18 protein-coding genes, 1 pseudogene and 1 riboswitch are annotated in these 18,029 nt (G+C 35.7%); of the genes and pseudogenes, 11 read left to right on the forward strand and 8 right to left on the reverse strand.

Annotation, left to right across the window (positions count from 1 at the left end):
- Positions 1 to 6: 6 nt before the first annotated feature.
- From AC0ONG_RS00275 to AC0ONG_RS00285, 3 genes are all read right to left on the reverse strand, one after another.
- Positions 7 to 171: a type II toxin-antitoxin system antitoxin gene (locus tag AC0ONG_RS00275; protein WP_001085171.1), complete on the reverse strand. Its 165-nt coding sequence runs from the start codon at positions 169 to 171 to the stop codon at positions 7 to 9.
- Between the two features lie 15 nt (positions 172 to 186).
- Positions 187 to 1,032: an SPFH domain-containing protein gene (locus AC0ONG_RS00280; RefSeq protein WP_000660674.1), complete on the reverse strand. Its 846-nt coding sequence runs from the start codon at positions 1,030 to 1,032 to the stop codon at positions 187 to 189.
- 219 nt (positions 1,033 to 1,251) lie between these two features.
- On the reverse strand, positions 1,252 to 1,629 hold the full coding sequence (locus AC0ONG_RS00285; RefSeq protein ID WP_000812343.1) for a YgaP family membrane protein: 378 nt from the start codon (positions 1,627 to 1,629) through the stop codon (positions 1,252 to 1,254).
- A gap of 281 nt (positions 1,630 to 1,910) precedes the next feature.
- Between AC0ONG_RS00285 and pcrB the strand changes: the two genes are divergently transcribed.
- From pcrB to pruA, 6 genes are all read left to right on the forward strand, one after another.
- Positions 1,911 to 2,600 (forward strand): heptaprenylglyceryl phosphate synthase, encoded by a 690-nt coding sequence (pcrB, locus tag AC0ONG_RS00290; RefSeq protein ID WP_000272084.1) that lies wholly within the window; start codon positions 1,911 to 1,913, stop codon positions 2,598 to 2,600.
- Positions 2,601 to 2,612: 12 nt separating this feature from the next.
- Entirely contained in the window at positions 2,613 to 4,856 is a 2,244-nt protein-coding gene (pcrA, locus tag AC0ONG_RS00295; protein WP_002162946.1) for a DNA helicase PcrA, read from the forward strand.
- 14 nt (positions 4,857 to 4,870) lie between these two features.
- Entirely contained in the window at positions 4,871 to 6,880 is a 2,010-nt protein-coding gene (gene ligA / locus AC0ONG_RS00300; protein ID WP_000031434.1) for an NAD-dependent DNA ligase LigA, read from the forward strand.
- Positions 6,881 to 6,896: 16 nt separating this feature from the next.
- The gene (locus tag AC0ONG_RS00305) at positions 6,897 to 8,090 is read left to right on the forward strand and encodes a CamS family sex pheromone protein (RefSeq protein WP_000717037.1); all 1,194 of its coding nucleotides are present in this window, start codon (positions 6,897 to 6,899) and stop codon (positions 8,088 to 8,090) included.
- A gap of 96 nt (positions 8,091 to 8,186) precedes the next feature.
- Entirely contained in the window at positions 8,187 to 8,957 is a 771-nt protein-coding gene (locus tag AC0ONG_RS00310; RefSeq protein WP_000391975.1) for a TSUP family transporter, read from the forward strand.
- Positions 8,958 to 9,110: 153 nt separating this feature from the next.
- A complete protein-coding gene (gene pruA, locus AC0ONG_RS00315) occupies positions 9,111 to 10,658 on the forward strand; it encodes an L-glutamate gamma-semialdehyde dehydrogenase (protein WP_000259555.1) in 1,548 nt (515 codons plus the stop codon).
- Positions 10,659 to 10,907: 249 nt separating this feature from the next.
- Here the strand turns inward: pruA and AC0ONG_RS00320 are convergent.
- Positions 10,908 to 11,473: pseudogene (locus AC0ONG_RS00320) on the reverse strand (cysteine hydrolase family protein).
- A gap of 243 nt (positions 11,474 to 11,716) precedes the next feature.
- A riboswitch (SAM riboswitch) is annotated at positions 11,717 to 11,822 on the forward strand.
- A 123-nt stretch (positions 11,823 to 11,945) separates the two neighbouring features.
- Between AC0ONG_RS00320 and AC0ONG_RS00325 the strand changes: the two are divergent.
- From AC0ONG_RS00325 to AC0ONG_RS00335, 3 genes are read left to right on the forward strand one after another with little or no spacing between them, the layout of a single operon-like run.
- Complete coding sequence (locus AC0ONG_RS00325; protein ID WP_000622964.1) at positions 11,946 to 12,965, forward strand: methionine ABC transporter ATP-binding protein; 1,020 nt, start codon at positions 11,946 to 11,948, stop codon at positions 12,963 to 12,965.
- The gene (locus AC0ONG_RS00330) at positions 12,955 to 13,620 is read left to right on the forward strand and encodes a methionine ABC transporter permease (protein ID WP_001261865.1); all 666 of its coding nucleotides are present in this window, start codon (positions 12,955 to 12,957) and stop codon (positions 13,618 to 13,620) included. Before AC0ONG_RS00325 ends, AC0ONG_RS00330 begins: the two co-directional genes overlap by 11 nt.
- 21 nt (positions 13,621 to 13,641) lie before the next feature.
- Positions 13,642 to 14,496, forward strand: a complete 855-nt coding sequence (locus AC0ONG_RS00335) for a MetQ/NlpA family ABC transporter substrate-binding protein (RefSeq protein WP_000721588.1) — start codon at positions 13,642 to 13,644, stop codon at positions 14,494 to 14,496.
- A gap of 167 nt (positions 14,497 to 14,663) precedes the next feature.
- Here AC0ONG_RS00335 and AC0ONG_RS00340 read toward each other — a convergent pair whose 3' ends face one another.
- The 4 genes from AC0ONG_RS00340 to AC0ONG_RS00355 all read right to left on the reverse strand — a co-directional run bounded on the left by AC0ONG_RS00340 (position 14,664) and on the right by AC0ONG_RS00355 (position 17,116).
- On the reverse strand, positions 14,664 to 15,131 hold the full coding sequence (locus tag AC0ONG_RS00340) for an HXXEE domain-containing protein (protein ID WP_002083648.1): 468 nt from the start codon (positions 15,129 to 15,131) through the stop codon (positions 14,664 to 14,666).
- Between the two features lie 61 nt (positions 15,132 to 15,192).
- Positions 15,193 to 15,384, reverse strand: coding sequence for a DUF3926 domain-containing protein (locus tag AC0ONG_RS00345; RefSeq protein ID WP_000544107.1), 192 nt, complete (start codon positions 15,382 to 15,384; stop codon positions 15,193 to 15,195).
- Positions 15,377 to 16,558 (reverse strand): ArsA family ATPase, encoded by a 1,182-nt coding sequence (locus AC0ONG_RS00350; protein WP_080117699.1) that lies wholly within the window; start codon positions 16,556 to 16,558, stop codon positions 15,377 to 15,379. The genes AC0ONG_RS00345 and AC0ONG_RS00350 overlap by 8 nt, the downstream gene beginning before the upstream one ends.
- 75 nt (positions 16,559 to 16,633) lie before the next feature.
- Positions 16,634 to 17,116, reverse strand: coding sequence for a MarR family winged helix-turn-helix transcriptional regulator (locus AC0ONG_RS00355; protein ID WP_000942477.1), 483 nt, complete (start codon positions 17,114 to 17,116; stop codon positions 16,634 to 16,636).
- Positions 17,117 to 17,347: 231 nt separating this feature from the next.
- On the opposite strand from AC0ONG_RS00355, the gene AC0ONG_RS00360 reads away from it, so the two are divergent.
- Both AC0ONG_RS00360 and gatC read left to right on the forward strand, forming a co-directional pair.
- Positions 17,348 to 17,584 (forward strand): YiaA/YiaB family inner membrane protein, encoded by a 237-nt coding sequence (locus tag AC0ONG_RS00360; protein ID WP_001254393.1) that lies wholly within the window; start codon positions 17,348 to 17,350, stop codon positions 17,582 to 17,584.
- Positions 17,585 to 17,725: 141 nt separating this feature from the next.
- Complete coding sequence (gene gatC / locus AC0ONG_RS00365) at positions 17,726 to 18,016, forward strand: Asp-tRNA(Asn)/Glu-tRNA(Gln) amidotransferase subunit GatC (protein WP_000086999.1); 291 nt, start codon at positions 17,726 to 17,728, stop codon at positions 18,014 to 18,016.
- Positions 18,017 to 18,029: the final 13 nt, after the last annotated feature.

Genomic DNA, 18,029 nt, shown 5'->3' on the forward strand with positions numbered 1-18,029 from the left:
GATTTTTTATGCATCTTTATCTTTTTTTAATTTCCCTTTTTGCTTTGCCATTTCTCGAAGTAAATACTCGATGTGTGCATTGACGCTACGAAACTCATCATTTGCCCATTTTTCGATGACTGCGTGTAATTCAGGATCAATACGTAATGGAAAGCTTTTCTTTTTAGCCATAATTACTTATAGCCCTTAGTATAGGCTTCCTGTATTAATAACCGGTTGCGCACCTTTATCTGAAACGATGGCAACTAATAAGTTGTTTACCATATTTGCTTTACGCTCGTCATCGAGTTCCAGTACGCCTTCTTCATCTAACATATGGATTGAATCTTTGGCCATCTTCACAGCACCTTCAACAATTTCTTTTCTAGCAGCTAATACTGCTTTTGCTTGTTGACGTTGTAGCATTGCATGGGCAATTTCTGTTGCGTAAGCTAAATGCGTTAAACGAGTTTCCAATACTTCTACACCAGCAATTTCAAGACGTGCCTCTAACTCACGTTTTAATTCTTCAGAGATTTCTTCAGTATTTCCGCGTAACGTAATGCAAGTTTCATCTTGGAAATTGTCATATGGATATTTTGTTGCGACGTGGCGGATTGCCGTTTCGCTTTGAATTTCTACAAATCGATCGTAATGTTCAACACCGAACATTGCTTTTGCAGAATCAACTACTTTATATACGATAACAGCTGCAATTTCAATCGGATTTCCCTCAACATCGTTTACTTTTAATTTCTTACTATTAAAGTTTTCAACACGTAAAGATACAGTTTGACGGAATGCGAACGGAATCGTTAAAAATAAACCGTTTTGACGAATTGTTCCTAAATAATTACCAAAGAACGTAATAACTTTCGCTTGATTTGGTTGAACAATCCCGATACCCGTAGCGAGAATTGCGGCTAATACAATAGTTAGTGCTGCTCCTATAAAAATTTCTTGTGCAAGGAAAAATACACCGATAGCCGCTAAAATCAAAATTCCAATAATACCGAGAAAACCATTTACATAAAATACTTGTTTTTCTTTCATATGATCGCCTCCTGATATAAAAATGATATCACTTTTATATCATTTTAAGCAAGAGGTATGCACCTAATTTTCTGAATTTTATTGATTGATATCTTTTATATACATTTTAAGCTTAAAAAGGGAATATACGTTCTGTTTTTATGGTAAAATAAAGAAGACTTAACCGCCCACTGCAGCAGCTAAGTCCCTTTGAGAGCATCTTGCATCGTGACAAATGATTCAAAGCGGTTTTGCCAGGATTATTTCTTCAATCGCTGACTCAATCTCTTTGTCAGAAGCGTCATAACTTCCTTTTGACTTTGGCTTGTCATGAGAGGAAGTTTGATTCACTTCTTCTTTAGCATGTCCTTTTTCAGTAAAATTCATGCTAGGCATTTTAAATGCACTCATATTCATGTATTTTCCAAACTTCCACGCTTCAACAATAGGGCAGAAGCGAACAATTCCCTCTGCAACTTTCATTGCACCAATCCATAGAAAAATGTTAGACCAAGTGCACCATGGCTTGCGTACAAGTTTAGTTGCACTACATCCGAAGAGGACAAGCCCAAGTGTAATTCGAATTAGAGCGTTTATTGTCCCGATGTTTTGCTTCATTAGAAAAACACTCCTTTTTATGAAAATTGAAATAGTAAATACTACTTCTCTTATTAGTATCCCGTGTGATTTTGGGGATATGTAATCCAACATTTGACGTTGAAAAAGATGTTGGAATGGGCGTGTGTGTCAGTAGCTTTTTTTGTTATAATGAAAGAATGCATAAAAAGAAGATGAAATTAAATCATTCTTTTTGAAAAATATTTAAAAAACAAGATGAAAACTAACTGTTATTTTAAACAGAACTATAGATATAACTAGAGAAAAGGAAGGGTGTTTTCATGTACGATATTTCCGGATGGAAACATGTATTTAAGCTTGATCCAAATAAGGAGTTAAGCGATGAACATTTAGAAATGATTTGTGAGTCTGGAACTGATGCGGTTATTGTAGGCGGAAGTGATGGGGTTACAATTGATAACGTATTACACATGCTAGTTAGCATTCGTAGATATGCTGTTCCTTGTGTATTAGAGGTCTCTGATGTAGAAGCAATTACACCAGGATTTGATTTTTATTACATCCCAAGTGTGTTAAATAGCCGAAAAGTAGAATGGGTAACAGGTGTTCATCATGAGGCATTGAAAGAATTTGGGGATATTATGGACTGGGACGAAATTTTTATGGAAGGGTATTGTGTTTTAAATCCAGAAGCGAAAGTAGCCCAGCTTACAGATGCGAAATGTGATTTAACAGAAGATGACGTTATTGCATATGCTCGTTTAGCAGACAAGTTATTACATTTACCGATATTTTATTTAGAATATAGCGGTACGTATGGAGAAGTTGAACTTGTTAAAAATGTAAAAGCAGAATTGAAACAAGCTAAGTTATACTATGGCGGCGGTATTTCTAATGCAGAACAGGCGAAAGAAATGGCACAATATGCTGATACAGTAGTTGTTGGAAATATTATTTATGATGATATAAAATCGGCGTTAAAAACAGTTAAAGCAGTAAAAGGAGAGTAGGTGCAGGCGTATATGAGTATGACAGATAAGTTATTAAACGGTTTAAATCCACAGCAACAAAAAGCGGTACAAACAACGAATGGACCACTTCTATTAATGGCAGGTGCAGGTAGTGGTAAAACACGTGTGTTAACACACCGTATTGCGTATTTGCTTGGTGAAAAAGGTGTAGCACCATGGAATGTATTAGCTATTACCTTCACAAATAAAGCAGCTCGTGAAATGCGCGAGCGTATTGATACACTTGTGGGACCAGAAGCAGAAGATATTTGGATTTCGACGTTCCACTCTATGTGTGTACGTATTTTACGACGTGATATCGATCGTATTGGCATTAATCGTAACTTTACAATCTTAGATTCAGGTGATCAGTTAACGGTAGTCAAAAAAATTATGAAAGAGCGCAATATTGATCCGAAGAAATTTGAGCCGCGCTCTATTTTAGCGGGTATTAGTAATGCGAAAAATGAACTGTTATCTGCGGATAAGTATGCAAAAAAAATTACAATGGCTGATCCATATGAAAAATTAACGAGCGATGTATACACAGAGTATCAAAAACGTCTTTTGAAAAATAATTCATTAGACTTTGATGATTTAATTATGACGACGATTCAGCTATTTGAACGTGTTCCAGAAGTATTGGAGTTTTATCAGCGTAAGTTCCAATATATTCACGTTGATGAGTATCAAGATACGAATAAAGCGCAATATCTTCTTGTTAAACATTTGGCAGCGCGTTTTAAAAATCTTTGCGTTGTAGGTGACTCTGACCAGTCTATTTATCGCTGGCGTGGTGCAGATATTTCTAACATTTTGTCATTCGAAAAAGATTATGAGAATGCACAAGTAATTTTGTTAGAACAAAACTATCGTTCGTCACAAAATATTTTAAATGCAGCGAATGCTGTTATTGAAAAAAATACGAATCGTAAACCGAAGAAATTATGGACGGACAATCAAGTTGGGAGCAAAATTTCGTATTATCGTGCTGCAACTGAAAAGGACGAAGCGTATTTTGTTGCGAAAAAAATTCGTGACGATCTTCAAATGGGGAAACGAAAATACACTGATTTTGCAGTACTATATCGTACGAATGCTCAGTCTCGTATGGTCGAGGAGATTTTCCTTAAATCTAACATCCCGTACAAAATTGTCGGGGGTACGAAGTTCTACGACCGTAAAGAGATTAAAGATATTTTGGCGTACTTACGTTTAATCGGTAATCCAGATGATGAAATTAGTTTTGCACGTATTATTAACATGCCAAAGCGTGGTATTGGTGCGACTTCTATTGATAAAATTATTAATTATGGTGTGCAAAACGGAATTTCATTAACTGCTGTATTTGATGAGATTGAGCATGTTGGAGTAAGTGCAAAAATTACAAAGGCAGTAAAAGAATTCGCAAGTTTATTACACAACTGGGTAAATATGCAAGAGTATTTATCTGTTACAGAATTAGTAGAAGAAGTTATTGAAAAAACAGGCTATCGCGATATGTTGAAAAATGAGCGTTCTTTAGAAGCGGAAGGTCGTTTAGAAAACTTAGACGAGTTCTTATCTGTTACGCAAACATTTGAATCTCAAAGCGAAGATAAGAGTCTTGTTGCATTCTTAACAGATTTAGCACTTGTTGCTGATATTGATCGTGTAGATGAAGACCCAACTGCTGGTGAAGAAGTTATCTTAATGACGATGCACTCAGCGAAAGGATTAGAGTTCCCGGTTGTCTTTATTGTTGGTTTAGAGGAAGGGATATTCCCTCATACTCGTTCTCTTATGGAAGAGGATGAAATGCAAGAAGAACGTCGTCTTGCTTATGTAGGTATTACTCGTGCAGAAGAAGAGCTATATTTATCTAATGCGCAAATGCGTACTTTATTTGGTAGAACAAGTATGAACGCTGCGTCTCGCTTCATTACAGAAATCCCGACAGAACTAGTGGAATCATTAAATGAAACAGCGCCGAAGCGTGAAAATTCGTTTGGTGCAAAAGGCAGAACAGCAAGTAGCAGTAAAATGACAACCACAACACGCTCTCGTTCAGCTTTCGCGCGTCCTGCAGCTAAGACGACAGGCGGTGAGCAAATTGGCTGGGCAGTAGGCGATAAAGCTTCCCACCAAAAATGGGGAATCGGTACAGTTGTAAGTGTAAAAGGTGAAGGTGATGCAAAAGAATTAGATATTGCGTTCCCAAGCCCGATTGGTGTTAAACGTTTGTTAGCAAAATTTGCACCTGTGACGAAACAATAGAAAGGAATGAGGATATGTCAAAAGAGATAGCAAAAAAACGTATAGAAGAACTGCGTGATTTGTTAAATACATTTAATTATCAATATCACGTATTAGACAATCCTTCTGTTTCTGATGCGGAATATGACCGTAATATGCAGGAGCTTATAAAATTAGAAGCAGAGAACCCAGAGTTTATGAGTGAGGATTCTCCCTCCGTTCGCGTTGGGGGAACTATTCTTGATATATTCGAAAAAGTAACACATAAGTCACCAATGTTAAGTTTAGGAAATGCATTTAACGAAGGAGATTTACGTGATTTCGACAGAAGAGTACGTCAAGGAATTGATGATGCGAATGTAAGATATATATGTGAATTAAAAATTGACGGGCTTGCCGTTTCGCTTCATTATGAAAAAGGACGCTTCATTCAAGGGGCGACACGTGGTGATGGTGTAACGGGTGAAGATATTACTCAAAATTTAAAAACGATTAAAGCTATCCCACTTCGTTTAAATGAAGAAGTAACGTTAGAAGCACGAGGCGAAGCTTATATGCCGAAGCGTTCATTTGTTAAACTAAATGAAGAAAAAGAGCAAAATGGAGAAGATGTATTTGCGAATCCGCGTAATGCGGCAGCAGGCTCAATACGTCAACTTGATCCGAAAATTGCAGCGAAGCGTAACTTATCTATGTTTGTGTACGGTCTTGCGAATGTAGAAGAAAAAACAATTCCATCGCACAGTGAATCGCTTGATTTCCTAGGTGAACTCGGATTTAAGACAAATCCAAATCGCCGTACATGTGAAACAATCGAAGAGGTTATAGCTTATGTAGAAGAATGGCAAGAAAAACGTCCGCATCTTGATTATGAGATTGATGGAATCGTTATAAAAGTAGATGATGTTGCTCTTCAAGAAAGTCTAGGAACTACAGCGAAGAGTCCAAGATGGGCGATTGCTTATAAATTCCCGGCTGAAGAAGTTGTAACGAGATTAACAGGCATTGAATTAAGTGTTGGCCGAACAGGGGTTGTAACACCGACTGCAGAGCTAGAGCCAGTGAGAGTTGCTGGTACGATCGTTCGTCGTGCTTCTTTACATAACGAAGATTTAATTCGTGAAAAAGACATTCGAATTGGTGACTACGTTGTTGTGAAGAAGGCTGGAGATATTATTCCTGAAGTTGTGAACGTTATTTTTGATAAGCGTACTGGTGAAGAAGAAGAATACCGCATGCCAACGCATTGCCCAGCATGTGAGAGTGAACTTGTTCGTTTAGAAGAAGAAGTAGCACTTCGATGTATAAATCCAACTTGTCCAGCTCAAATTCGCGAAGGATTAATTCATTTCGTTTCAAGAAATGCAATGAATATTGATGGGCTTGGAGAACGTGTCATTACACAACTTTTTGATGCAGATTATATTCGTACATTTGCTGATTTATATGCATTAACGAAAGAGCAGTTATTACAGTTAGAACGTTTTGGTGAAAAATCAGCAACAAACTTAATACAAGCAATTGAAAATTCTAAAGAAAACTCGTTAGAGCGATTATTATTTGGTCTTGGAATTCGACACGTTGGAGCGAAAGCAGCACGTACATTTGCAGAGCACTTTGAAACGATGGATGAGCTTGTAAAAGCAACAGAAGAAGAACTAAAAGCAATTAATGAAATTGGCGAAAAAATGGCTCAATCTGTTGTGACATATTTTGATAATGAAGATGTATTAGAGTTATTACAGCAGTTTAAAGAGTATGGCGTGAATATGACATACAAAGGTATAAAAATTGCAGATTTACAAAATGTTGAATCTTACTTCGCAGGAAAAACGGTTGTTTTAACAGGTAAGCTAGAAGTTATGGGACGAAGTGAAGCGAAGAAGAAGATTGAGGCATTAGGTGGAAAAGTAACAGGAAGTGTTAGTAAGAGTACAGATTTGGTTGTTGCAGGTGAATCGGCTGGTTCGAAATTAGCACAAGCGGAGAAACATAATGTTGAGGTTTGGAATGAAGAGAGGTTCTTACAAGAGCTAAATAAGTAAGAGGTGCAAACTTACCATGAAAAAAATAGCATTAGCGGTATTAAGCCTTGGCCTACTTGTAAGTGGGTGTAGTGCAGGTGCCGACAAAGATGAAAAAGTGTCTGAGAAATCGGGGAAAGCAAAAGAACAATCAGTTGTCCCAAAATACGCTATGTCGGATGAATATTATAAGACGACTATTCCATTTTATGGTGGAAAGGCACGTGGTTTAGTCGTGCAAGGAGTAAATAATCGTCTTGATATAGATGAATTTGAAACAGGATTAATGCGTATTGCGAAGGAATCATTTAGTACGAAAGATCATTTCTTTAAAGGCGGAGATACTCTAGAGGCTCAATATGTACAAATGCTTGTTAAAAGAAAGCGTACAAATGCTGAACAGAAAGAACTAGAAGATACATTAAAAAAAGATGCAGTTAAATTTCCAAACATAGGATTAAATCCAGCTTTAGGTGAAGGATCCGAAATACTAGAAGAAAAAAACAAAAAAAATCCAATATATATTTCCAATATTTTAGAGCATGATTATTATGTGAAAAACGGCGACAAAGATGAGCGTAGCGGCATTGTAGTTGGATTAGCAATGAATTCAGTGCATTATTATAATGAAGAACATGGTTACCCACGTGAAGCTACAATCTCGAATGAAAAAATGTTAGCTGAAGGGAAAAAAATGGCGCAAGAAGTCTTGAAGTTTATGCATCAAAAAGATCCTGAAACAAAAAACCTTCCGATAACATTTGCAATTTATCGTCAGGCTCCGAAGGCGTCACTTGTGCCAGGTAATTTTGTTTCTTATGCAAATGTTGAAAAAGGTAGTGAAACGGTTGAAGATTGGAAACAAATTAATGAAAAATATTATTTGTTCCCATCAGAGCAAGCGAAAACAGATAATAAACGTGAAGATCTTGCAAGAGTATCCAACTTTAAGGCAAAACTAAGCGATTATTTCCAAGGCGACTATACAGCTGTTATTGGTACGGGTATGTATAGAGATGATGAATTAAGAGAAATGAAGCTTGATATTCCTGTCCAATTTAATGGAAAAGCTGAAATAGTTGGTTTTACACAATATGTGGCAGGGCTTGTTATGGAATACTTCCCGAATTATATGAAAGTACAAGTAACGATTAAATCTGTAGAACGCCCAGAAGCCATTATTATACGTGAAGCAAAACAAGATGAACCACTTGTGAAAATTTTAGATTAAATATGAAGGCTGTTCCTCTAAGGAACAGCTTTTTTTCTTATGCAATTTTGTTATAATTTAAAATGTTGTAAATAATAGGGGTAAGGGGTAAAGCTCATGGAAGAATTAAGTTTTCAAGTCATTATTTTATTAATTGCATTCGGTTTTTTAGCAGCTTTTATTGATTCGGTTGTTGGAGGAGGAGGGTTAATTTCGCTTCCGGCGCTTATGTTTGTTGGCTTATCGCCAGCTTCGGCAATTGCAACGAATAAATTAGCGGCAACGATGGGGACGTTTACGAGTGCGATGTATTTCATTCGATCAGGAAAAGTTGATTTTAAAATTGTAGGAAAGTTAATCCCGTTAACTATTGTTGGAGCTGTTGCAGGCGCTTTAGTAGTAAAATTTATTCCATCGGATATTTTACGCCCATTAGTACTTGTAATGTTGGTATTTATTGCTATTTATATTATTGCAAAAAAGAATTGGGGAAGTGTGTCTACCTATAAGAAGATGACGCAAAGAAAAACATTAATATTTTTCTTTGCTATTTTAATGATAGGATTTTATGATGGATTTTTTGGACCAGGGACAGGGTCGTTTTTAATTTTTGCATTTTTATTAATTGGCTTGGATTTTATTCAAGCGGCAGCATCTGGAAAACTTTTGAACTTTGTTAGTAATATTGTATCTTTAATTACTTTTTTATTTTTAGACATAATTCATTTTGAATACGGTATTATCATGGGATTATCAATGATCTTAGGTGCTTATTTTGGATCGAAGTTTGCGGTTCAAAAAGGTGTTGGATATGTAAGAACTTTATTTTTATTAGTTACTATATTATTGATCGGGAAAAATGTTTTGGAATATACTCATATTTTGTAGATTCATACGCATGTATGAATCTCTTTTTTTATTATATTTTAAAAATTTATTAATTTTTAAAATATAAGTCTAGGAATATTTGAATAAATCTAAATTATCGTGTAGAATAATGTTGTAAAATGTAAACGTTTTTCTAAGGGGAGGCTAAAAAAAATGGTAGTAGCATACAAACATGAGCCATTTACAGATTTTTCAGTGGAGGCTAACAAATTAGCGTTTGAAGAAGGTTTAAAGAAAGTAGAATCTTATCTTGGACAAGACTATCCATTAATTATTGGGGGAGAAAAAATCACTACAGAAGACAAAATTGTTTCTGTAAACCCTGCAAATAAAGAGGAACTTGTTGGTCGTGTTTCAAAAGCAAGCCGTGAGTTAGCTGAAAAAGCAATGCAAGTAGCGGATGAAACATTCCAAACTTGGAGAAAATCAAAGCCAGAAATGCGTGCAGACATTTTATTCCGTGCTGCAGCAATCGTTCGTCGCAGAAAACATGAATTCTCTGCTATTCTTGTAAAAGAAGCAGGTAAGCCATGGAATGAGGCAGATGCTGATACAGCAGAAGCAATCGACTTTATGGAATATTATGGTCGTCAAATGTTAAAATTAAAAGACGGTATTCCAGTAGAAAGCCGTCCAATTGAATATAATCGTTTCTCTTACATTCCATTAGGAGTAGGTGTTATCATTTCTCCTTGGAACTTCCCATTCGCAATTATGGCAGGTATGACAACAGCTGCTTTAGTTTCTGGTAACACAGTATTACTAAAACCAGCTAGTACAACTCCTGTAGTAGCAGCGAAATTTATGGAAGTATTAGAAGAAGCTGGCTTACCAGCTGGCGTAGTAAACTTCGTTCCAGGTAACGGTTCTGAAGTTGGTGACTACTTAGTAGATCATCCTCGTACACGTTTCGTAAGCTTCACGGGATCTCGTGATGTAGGTATCCGTATCTATGAGCGTGCAGCGAAAGTAAACCCAGGACAAATTTGGTTAAAACGTGTTATCGCTGAAATGGGCGGTAAAGATACAATCGTTGTTGATAAAGAAGCAGATCTTGAATTAGCAGCTAAGTCTATCGTTGCATCAGCATTCGGATTCTCAGGACAAAAATGTTCTGCATGTTCTCGTGCAGTAATCCATGAAGATGTATACGATCACGTATTAAATCGTGCTGTTGAATTAACGAAAGAATTAACAGTTGCTAACCCAGCAGTATTAGGTACAAACATGGGTCCTGTTAATGACCAAGCTGCATTTGATAAAGTAATGAGCTATGTTGCAATTGGTAAAGAAGAAGGTAGAATCTTAGCAGGTGGCGAAGGAGACGATTCTAAAGGCTGGTTCATCCAACCAACAATCGTTGCTGACGTTGCAGAAGATGCTCGCTTAATGAAAGAAGAAATCTTCGGACCAGTAGTAGCATTCTGTAAAGCGAAAGACTTCGATCATGCACTTGCAATTGCAAACAATACGGAATACGGTTTAACAGGTGCTGTTATTACTAACAACCGTGACCATATTGAAAAAGCACGCGAAGACTTCCACGTTGGTAACTTATACTTCAACCGTGGATGTACTGGTGCAATCGTAGGTTACCAACCATTCGGTGGCTTTAACATGTCTGGTACAGACTCTAAAGCTGGTGGACCTGATTACTTAGCACTTCACATGCAAGCAAAAACTACTTCTGAAACTTTATAAGAAATAGTAGAGGAGCTCTTCACAGAATGTGAAGAGCTCCTTTTAAAATTGAAATCCTATATATTACCATCGTTCGAAGGGAATGAGCTAAAACCTATTAATAGCGTGATAAACATGTGAACAGAAATAAAATGATGAGAAAAGTTGACTTATTAGTCATATTTTTAGTATTCATTTTGAGAATTTCCTGTATAATACAATTTGAAAGAAAATCTATGGTTCGACAAGGAACACTCCTTTCAGTTTTGCTCACTGAAAGGAGTGTTTTTTTATGTAGCTAAAAATTCTTGCGTGCTTATTACATTTGCATATACGCCATTTAAACTAGCTAAAATTGTATTGTGAATATAAACAGCTGGTATAGTAGCGTTCTTAAAAGAAAGGTCTTTTGTAGCACAAGCGTCATGTATAACGGTACATTGAAAGCCAAAATCGAATGCAGCCCTTACTGTTGCATCGATACACATATGAGTCATCATCCCGCATACAACGACATGTTCAATATTTAAACGTTTTAATTGCTCTAGAAGATTAGTTTCTCGGAAGCTATTTGGATAATGTTTGACTATAACTGTTTCTTCTCTAAGTGGACGTACGCTTTCATGAATATGTACACCTTCTGTATTAGGTAGGAAAAAAGTAGCGTCATCTTTTATAGCTACGTGTTGGATATGAAAAATAGGTTCGCTGTTTGTTCTAAAGTGTTGTAATAACTGATTAGTATATTCGCTTGCTTCTACTGGATTACGCAATTCCATCTTTCCATTTGGAAAATAATCGTTTTGAATATCGACGAGTAAAAGAGCTGTTTTCATATATTTATCTTCCTCCGAGTTTCATATTCAAATAAATTTATTCAATTTGTAGAGAGGATTCTCCTGTTTAAAAATATGAGGAAGAAGAATTTTAAATAACCTTGAAAGTTACTATTTTTCAGATGAATATTCATCTGAAAATTTTAATAAAGGAATAATTAATATTTTTCTGAAAAATGTATTGACTCTTATTATTCTGAGTTCTATAATGAGAATTAATTAAACGACAATTAAATCGATACATTCTTATCCAGAGAGGTGGAGGGACTGGCCCTACGATACCTCAGCAACGGGTTTTTTAATACCGTGCTAACTCCAGCAAGCCATATAAAGGCTTGGAAGATGAGAAGATGTGAACGAGTACATATAAGTGCTCTCCTTCTTATCTTTATGGTTGATAAGAAGGAGGGCACTTTTTATTTTACCTCGAAAGCTCTACTTTAAGTTTTTACAGCATATAGGAGGGGGAAAAATGATTTCTTTTAACAATGTAAGTAAAGTGTATGAATCAGCTGGGCAATTTGTTCATGCGGTGGAGGATGTAACATTATCAGTTGAGAAAGGCGAAATTTTTGGCATTATCGGTTTTAGTGGAGCTGGAAAGAGTACATTATTACGCTTAGTAAATATGTTAGAGAGACCGACGGCAGGAACGATTTCAATAGATGATAAAGATATTACATCATTATCGACGAAAGAATTACGCAAACTAAGACAAAGAATCGGAATGATTTTTCAAAGCTTTAATTTATTTAATTCAAGAACAGTGTTTGGGAATATTGCTTATCCATTAAAGTTAGCGAAATTGCCAAAGAACGAGATAAAGGAACGAGTGAATGAACTGCTGAGGTTTGTAGGGTTAGAAGATAAAGCAAACTATTATCCAGAACAGCTATCAGGGGGACAAAAGCAGCGTGTTGGTATTGCTAGAGCACTTGCGACATCGCCAGATATTCTTATATGTGATGAGGCAACATCAGCCTTAGATCCAGAAACGACGACAGAAATTCTAAACTTATTAAAGAAAGTAAATCGAGAATACAATTTAACAATTCTTCTTATTACACATGAAATGCATGTTGTGAAAGAAATTTGTCACCGTGTAGCTGTAATGGAGAAGGGAAAAGTTATTGAAGAAGGAAAACTGTTTGATGTTTTCACGCAACCAAAAACAAAGACGACTCAAAACTTTGTACGTTCTGTTATTAATGATCATTTACCAGAAAGTGTTCTAGCGAAAATTCAAAATGGTGGTCAAATTTATCGTCTAACATTTACTGGTGAGGAGACAGGACAGCCGGTACTATCATATATCGCAAAAAACTATAACGTTGATGTAAATGTACTGTACGGAAATATTATTGAACTTCAAAATGTGCTATTTGGAAATCTGCTTGTAGAATTGCAAGGTGAGCAGAGGGAAATTCAAAAAGCATTACAACATCTAAGACTGCAAGTGCAGCTGAAGGAGGTAGAAGCTCATGCGAGTTGATTGGAGTATATTTTGGCCGCGCATACTAGATGCGACGGGAGATACCCTCTTAATGGTAATTGTAACACTTATATTCGCTACAATTCTGGGTATACCTCTAGGTTTACTTTTATATGTAACGAGAAAAGGAAACTTTTTAGAAAATAAATGGGTCTTTTCTATTCTTAACATCATAATTAATACAATTCGTCCGGTACCATTCATTATCTTTTTAGTAGCTTTAAGCCCACTAACAAGAAGCGTTATTGGAACGACGATTGGAACAGCAGCGGCAATTTTCCCGATGACGTTAGTCGCATCAATTGGTATTGCTAGAATGGTTGAAACAAATCTTGTTTCCGTTCCGAAAGGAGTAATTGAAGCAGCGCAAGCAATGGGCGCCTCGCCAATTAGAATCGTTTTTGAAATCCTTGTACCAGAAGCGTTAGCACCATTAATCTTAGGTGTCACGTTTATGACAGTTGGTTTAATTGAATTTTCTGCAGTTGCTGGGCTTGTCGGTGGTGGCGGTCTTGGTGACTTGGCAATGACATATGGTTATCAACGTTTTGATACATCGGTTATGTTCGTAACGGTTGTTTTACTTATTATTCTCGTACAGATAGCTCAAAATTTAGGAAACTACTTTGCGAAAGTCTTGTTACGCAGATCATAAAAAGGAAGAGAGGAAAAGAAAATGAAGAAAATTTTAGCATTTGCATTATCAGCGATTGTAGGAATCTCAGCATTAAGCGGCTGCTCAAGTGGAGACACGGGTGCAGGAGCGAAAGAAAAAGTAGTTCGCGTCGGTGTAACTGGAACGGATGGAGACGCTTGGGAAATTTTGAAGAAAAAAGCTGAAAAAGAAGGGATTAAAGTTAAACTGATTGAGTTCTCTGATTACACAACGCCAAATAAAGCGTTAGCTGATGGAGATATTGAATTAAACTCATTCCAGCATATTGCTTTCCTAGAGCAATTTAAAAAAGAGCATAAGTTAGATATTACAGCTGTTGGTACAACGCAAATTGCACCAATGGGTTTATACTCTGAAAAATATAAGAAAGCAAATGAAATCCCAGATGGTTCAGAAATTGCAATTCCAAACGATCCAACGAACCAAGCACGTGCATTAAAACTTCTTGATGCAGCTGGATTATTAAAGCTTAAAAAAGATTTTGGCTTATTTGGAGATCCAAGCGGCATTGCTGAAAATCCGAAGAAATTAAAAATCACGCCGGTTATCGCACAGCAAACACCTCGTGTATTAAAAGATGTAGCAGCTTCAGTTATTAATAACGGTGTTGCTGGTCAAGCTGGATTAGATCCAGCGAAGGATCCTATTTTCTTAGAAGATCCAAAGAATGAAAATGCGAAGCCTTATATTAATATTTTCGCAGCTCGTACGAAAGATAAAGATGATCCAACACTGAAAAAAGTAATTGAATTATATCATTCAAAAGAAGTAACAGATGCAATTAAGAAAGAAACAAATGATGGTTCAATTTCAGTTGACCTTTCACTTGAGGAGCTTGAAAAAATCGTAAAATAATGATTGGGTTTAATGGACTAACAGAAGGAACCCCTCCGCTGTTAGTTCGTTCAACATATAATCTACTTAACAAACGAACCCTAATTCTGTACCTTCCAATTTTGTATAACGTAGAATCCAATGTTTGTTAAGTAGAGTAATGGACCAGGAGTTTTCCTGGTCTTTTTTTATGAATGAAAGTAGATAGCGAACAGTAAGGTAATCCAAATTATAATGGGATAAGAAAATAAGCTGAAAAGGAGTGTAATTACGAATTGCTTTTGATGAATTAAGTGTTTTTTTGATAAAAAAAAGAAAATAGAAAAGAGAGTAATGAAAAATGCTGATATTACGCCGGGGTTATAGGAGCGATAAATGAAAAACAAAATAATATGTTGAACAGAGTTAAAGAAGATGGCCCCTTGTATAAAAATAATCCAGCATATAGAAGACAAGAAGTTAAGTTGATATAGAAAGACGATAAGTAATACAAAGATTGTTAATACGGAAATGGCAATGAAGAATTGTTGGCTAGTTATAATACGGATTGAAAATTGATTAGCAAGATATTGTGGCATTTGGAAAGCTTCTTCAAGGTTATGAATGAAAAATAATAAGGGAATGATCCAGAGTATAGTAGTGGAATGCTTTTTCATCAACTTACATCACTCCAATAAAGTATAGAAAGCCTAAAAAAGGCCCTCTATACAGAGATAGTTATTCAATTATGATATTTTTTAAATTAACATCATGATGCTCTCGTTCTTTCGGATAAGCAGCTAGTTCCTCTTGTAAAATATTTAATATTTGCTTAGCTGATTGCTGGATTGGATTAGGTAGCTCTTCTAATATATGCATCCCGACTTTTACTTTTGTACGAATTACCCTTCGTAGTAATTCCTCATGCATGTACTACACCTCCAAAGCGAATATTTAGTACATCTTCTTCAAATTTTGCTCCTTGAATAGAAAGGTGTGTTAATGTTTTGGGTAACGTGATGTTCCGTTTAACAGAACCGGCTCGAATAATAAGTTCATCACCTTTTTGATTTAATGAAAGTTCACTTTTATTTGAGAAGGGAATAGAAAGAATGAAAATATAATCATCGCCATCTTTTTTTACATATTGTGTGCGGCCGTTAAATTTCACTTCAGTAGGACAATGATCAGTTTTAAATAAAGCATCTCCTACACGCTCTAACATAGGTAAACCAACAACTTCTTGTTCAAACATTGGAGCTTTGTAAATAGGAAGCGGCTGAAAACTATCTTGAATTAATGTTTTATATTTTTTTTGAGTATCTTTCCATGCTTGAAAATAAGGATCGGTGACAGTGTTAGGGATGACGCGGTTAATCATAATGGCATCTACGTTATAATCGTATAAATTTAAATAAGTAAAGCTACGCTGAGCTTCTTTAATGACCATTTTTTCGGGATTTACAACGATGCGGATACTTGTTATTTCTCGGTTTGATAAAATATCTCTCATTTCTCCGAGCTGTTCAAGTGTATTCGTTAATTCGTCCATAATATCATCGGTTGGAAGAGGAACACCAAGAAGTGGTTGAGCTACAGGGCGAACAACTTTTAAAACTTTTCTTTTAATAGGAAAGAGTTTTTCCATCCACCAGCTGAGCATGTCTGGAAAGCTGAGCATTGCTAATGTTTCTCCTGTTGGAGCACAATCAATGATAATAACATCATATGTGTTTTGTTTATAATAATCGAGTACGCGAAGTAAGCTAATTAAATCTTCCATACCAGGAAACATCGTTAACTCTTCTGTTGTAATATCATCAGCTGCTTTGGAAGTGAAGAGTAGCGTAATATATTTCTGTAATTTCCCCCAGCCTTTTTCCATCTCATAAATCGTATTAATTTCTTGTGCCCACAAATTTTCACGAATTTCTAATGGCTCAGAAGATAGCTTTATACCAAATGAATCTCCTAAACTATGAGCAGGATCTGTACTCATTACTAATGTTTTTAATCCTTGTTTTGCGCTTTGAAGCGCTGTTGCTGCTGAAATGCTAGTTTTTCCTACGCCGCCTTTACCTGTATACAAAATAATTCTCATTATTCTATCCCCTTTGTTTCGAGTGTCGAATATTACGAGTATCGAAATAAAATATTGAATAAAAACCCAACTAGGGTTTTATTCAATCGGAATGTTTTTCATTTTAGGTGTAGAAACCTTTTCTTCTGTTTTTTGCTGTGACGTAGCGATGTGATTCATGATCTTTTGGAAGATTTGTAGTAAGAATGCTTTTTCTTCTTCTGATAATGCTTCTGTCACTAGGTTAAAGTAATGGGCTGCATTTTGTTTTACTTCTTGGACGAGCATTACGCCGTTTTCTGTTAAACGAATTAATACAATGCGTCGGTCGTTTTCATCACGGTACCTTTCAATATATCCCTTTTTTACGAGGCGATTTACAACACCTGTCGTTGTACTCATCGGTATATCAAGAAGGTCAGCAATTTTTGTCATTGTAATATCTGTATTTCGCTCCATCCAAAGTAAACAAAATACTTCTGTTTTAGAAAGTGTTAAATCTAGGCTTACCCATTCTTCAGGATAGAAAAGTTTCTTGGCGTTATCTAGCAGTAAGTCTAAAAAATGTTCATATTGCAACAATTAATTCCACTCCCGTATATTTCGAGGTTCGTAATATTTATTTTTATTTTATGTAGAATAGAAATAATTGTCAATGTTTTTAATTGATTTTTCAGATTAAAAAGAAAACTATCTTTAAAATAGTATTCTTTTATGATAGATTTATAAATATAAAACTAGAATTTACATAAAAATCCATCATGGTAAATATACTTATCTATAATGGGTATACAGCTAACGAGGGGGAGAACGATGAGAAGACGTAATACGCAAGCGTTCACATTTTTAGCATGGACTTCATTTGTTTGTGCGCTTTCAGGTATGCTAATTGGGATTTATACGTTAGATGAAACGCTTAGTGTAAAAGGATACTATTTAATTGGAACACTATTTTTAACGATGTCTTGTTTTGTGTTACAAAAAACAATTCGTGATAATGAAGAAGATAACGAGAGATTTCCGAAAAATAAACCGTTAGATAAAGAGTAAATTGTAAAGAAAGGCATTTGCCTTTCTTTTTTTATGTAAAAATGGCGTAAGTGCCGTGTGTTGACTTGCTTGAAGTACTGAAAATTTGGTATCATCAATAGTATTGTAGATTGAACGATATATTATGGAGGTGGCCTAGCCGTGTCAAGAATTTCCGTTGAGAATGTAAAGCACGTAGCACATTTAGCACGTCTTGCAATTACTGATCAAGAAGCTGAAAAATTTCAAAAACAACTAGATGCAATTGTTACATTTGCAGAACAGTTAAATGAATTAGATACAACAGATGTAAAACCAACAACTCATGTATTAACTATGAAAAATGTTATGCGTGAAGATGTACCAGAAAAAGGTTTACCAGTCGAAGAAGTATTAAAAAATGCACCGGATCACAAAGATAATCAAATCCGTGTTCCAGCAGTATTAGAATAGAGGAGGGGAATTT

This window comes from Bacillus sp. TCT6 (genome assembly GCF_056033845.1).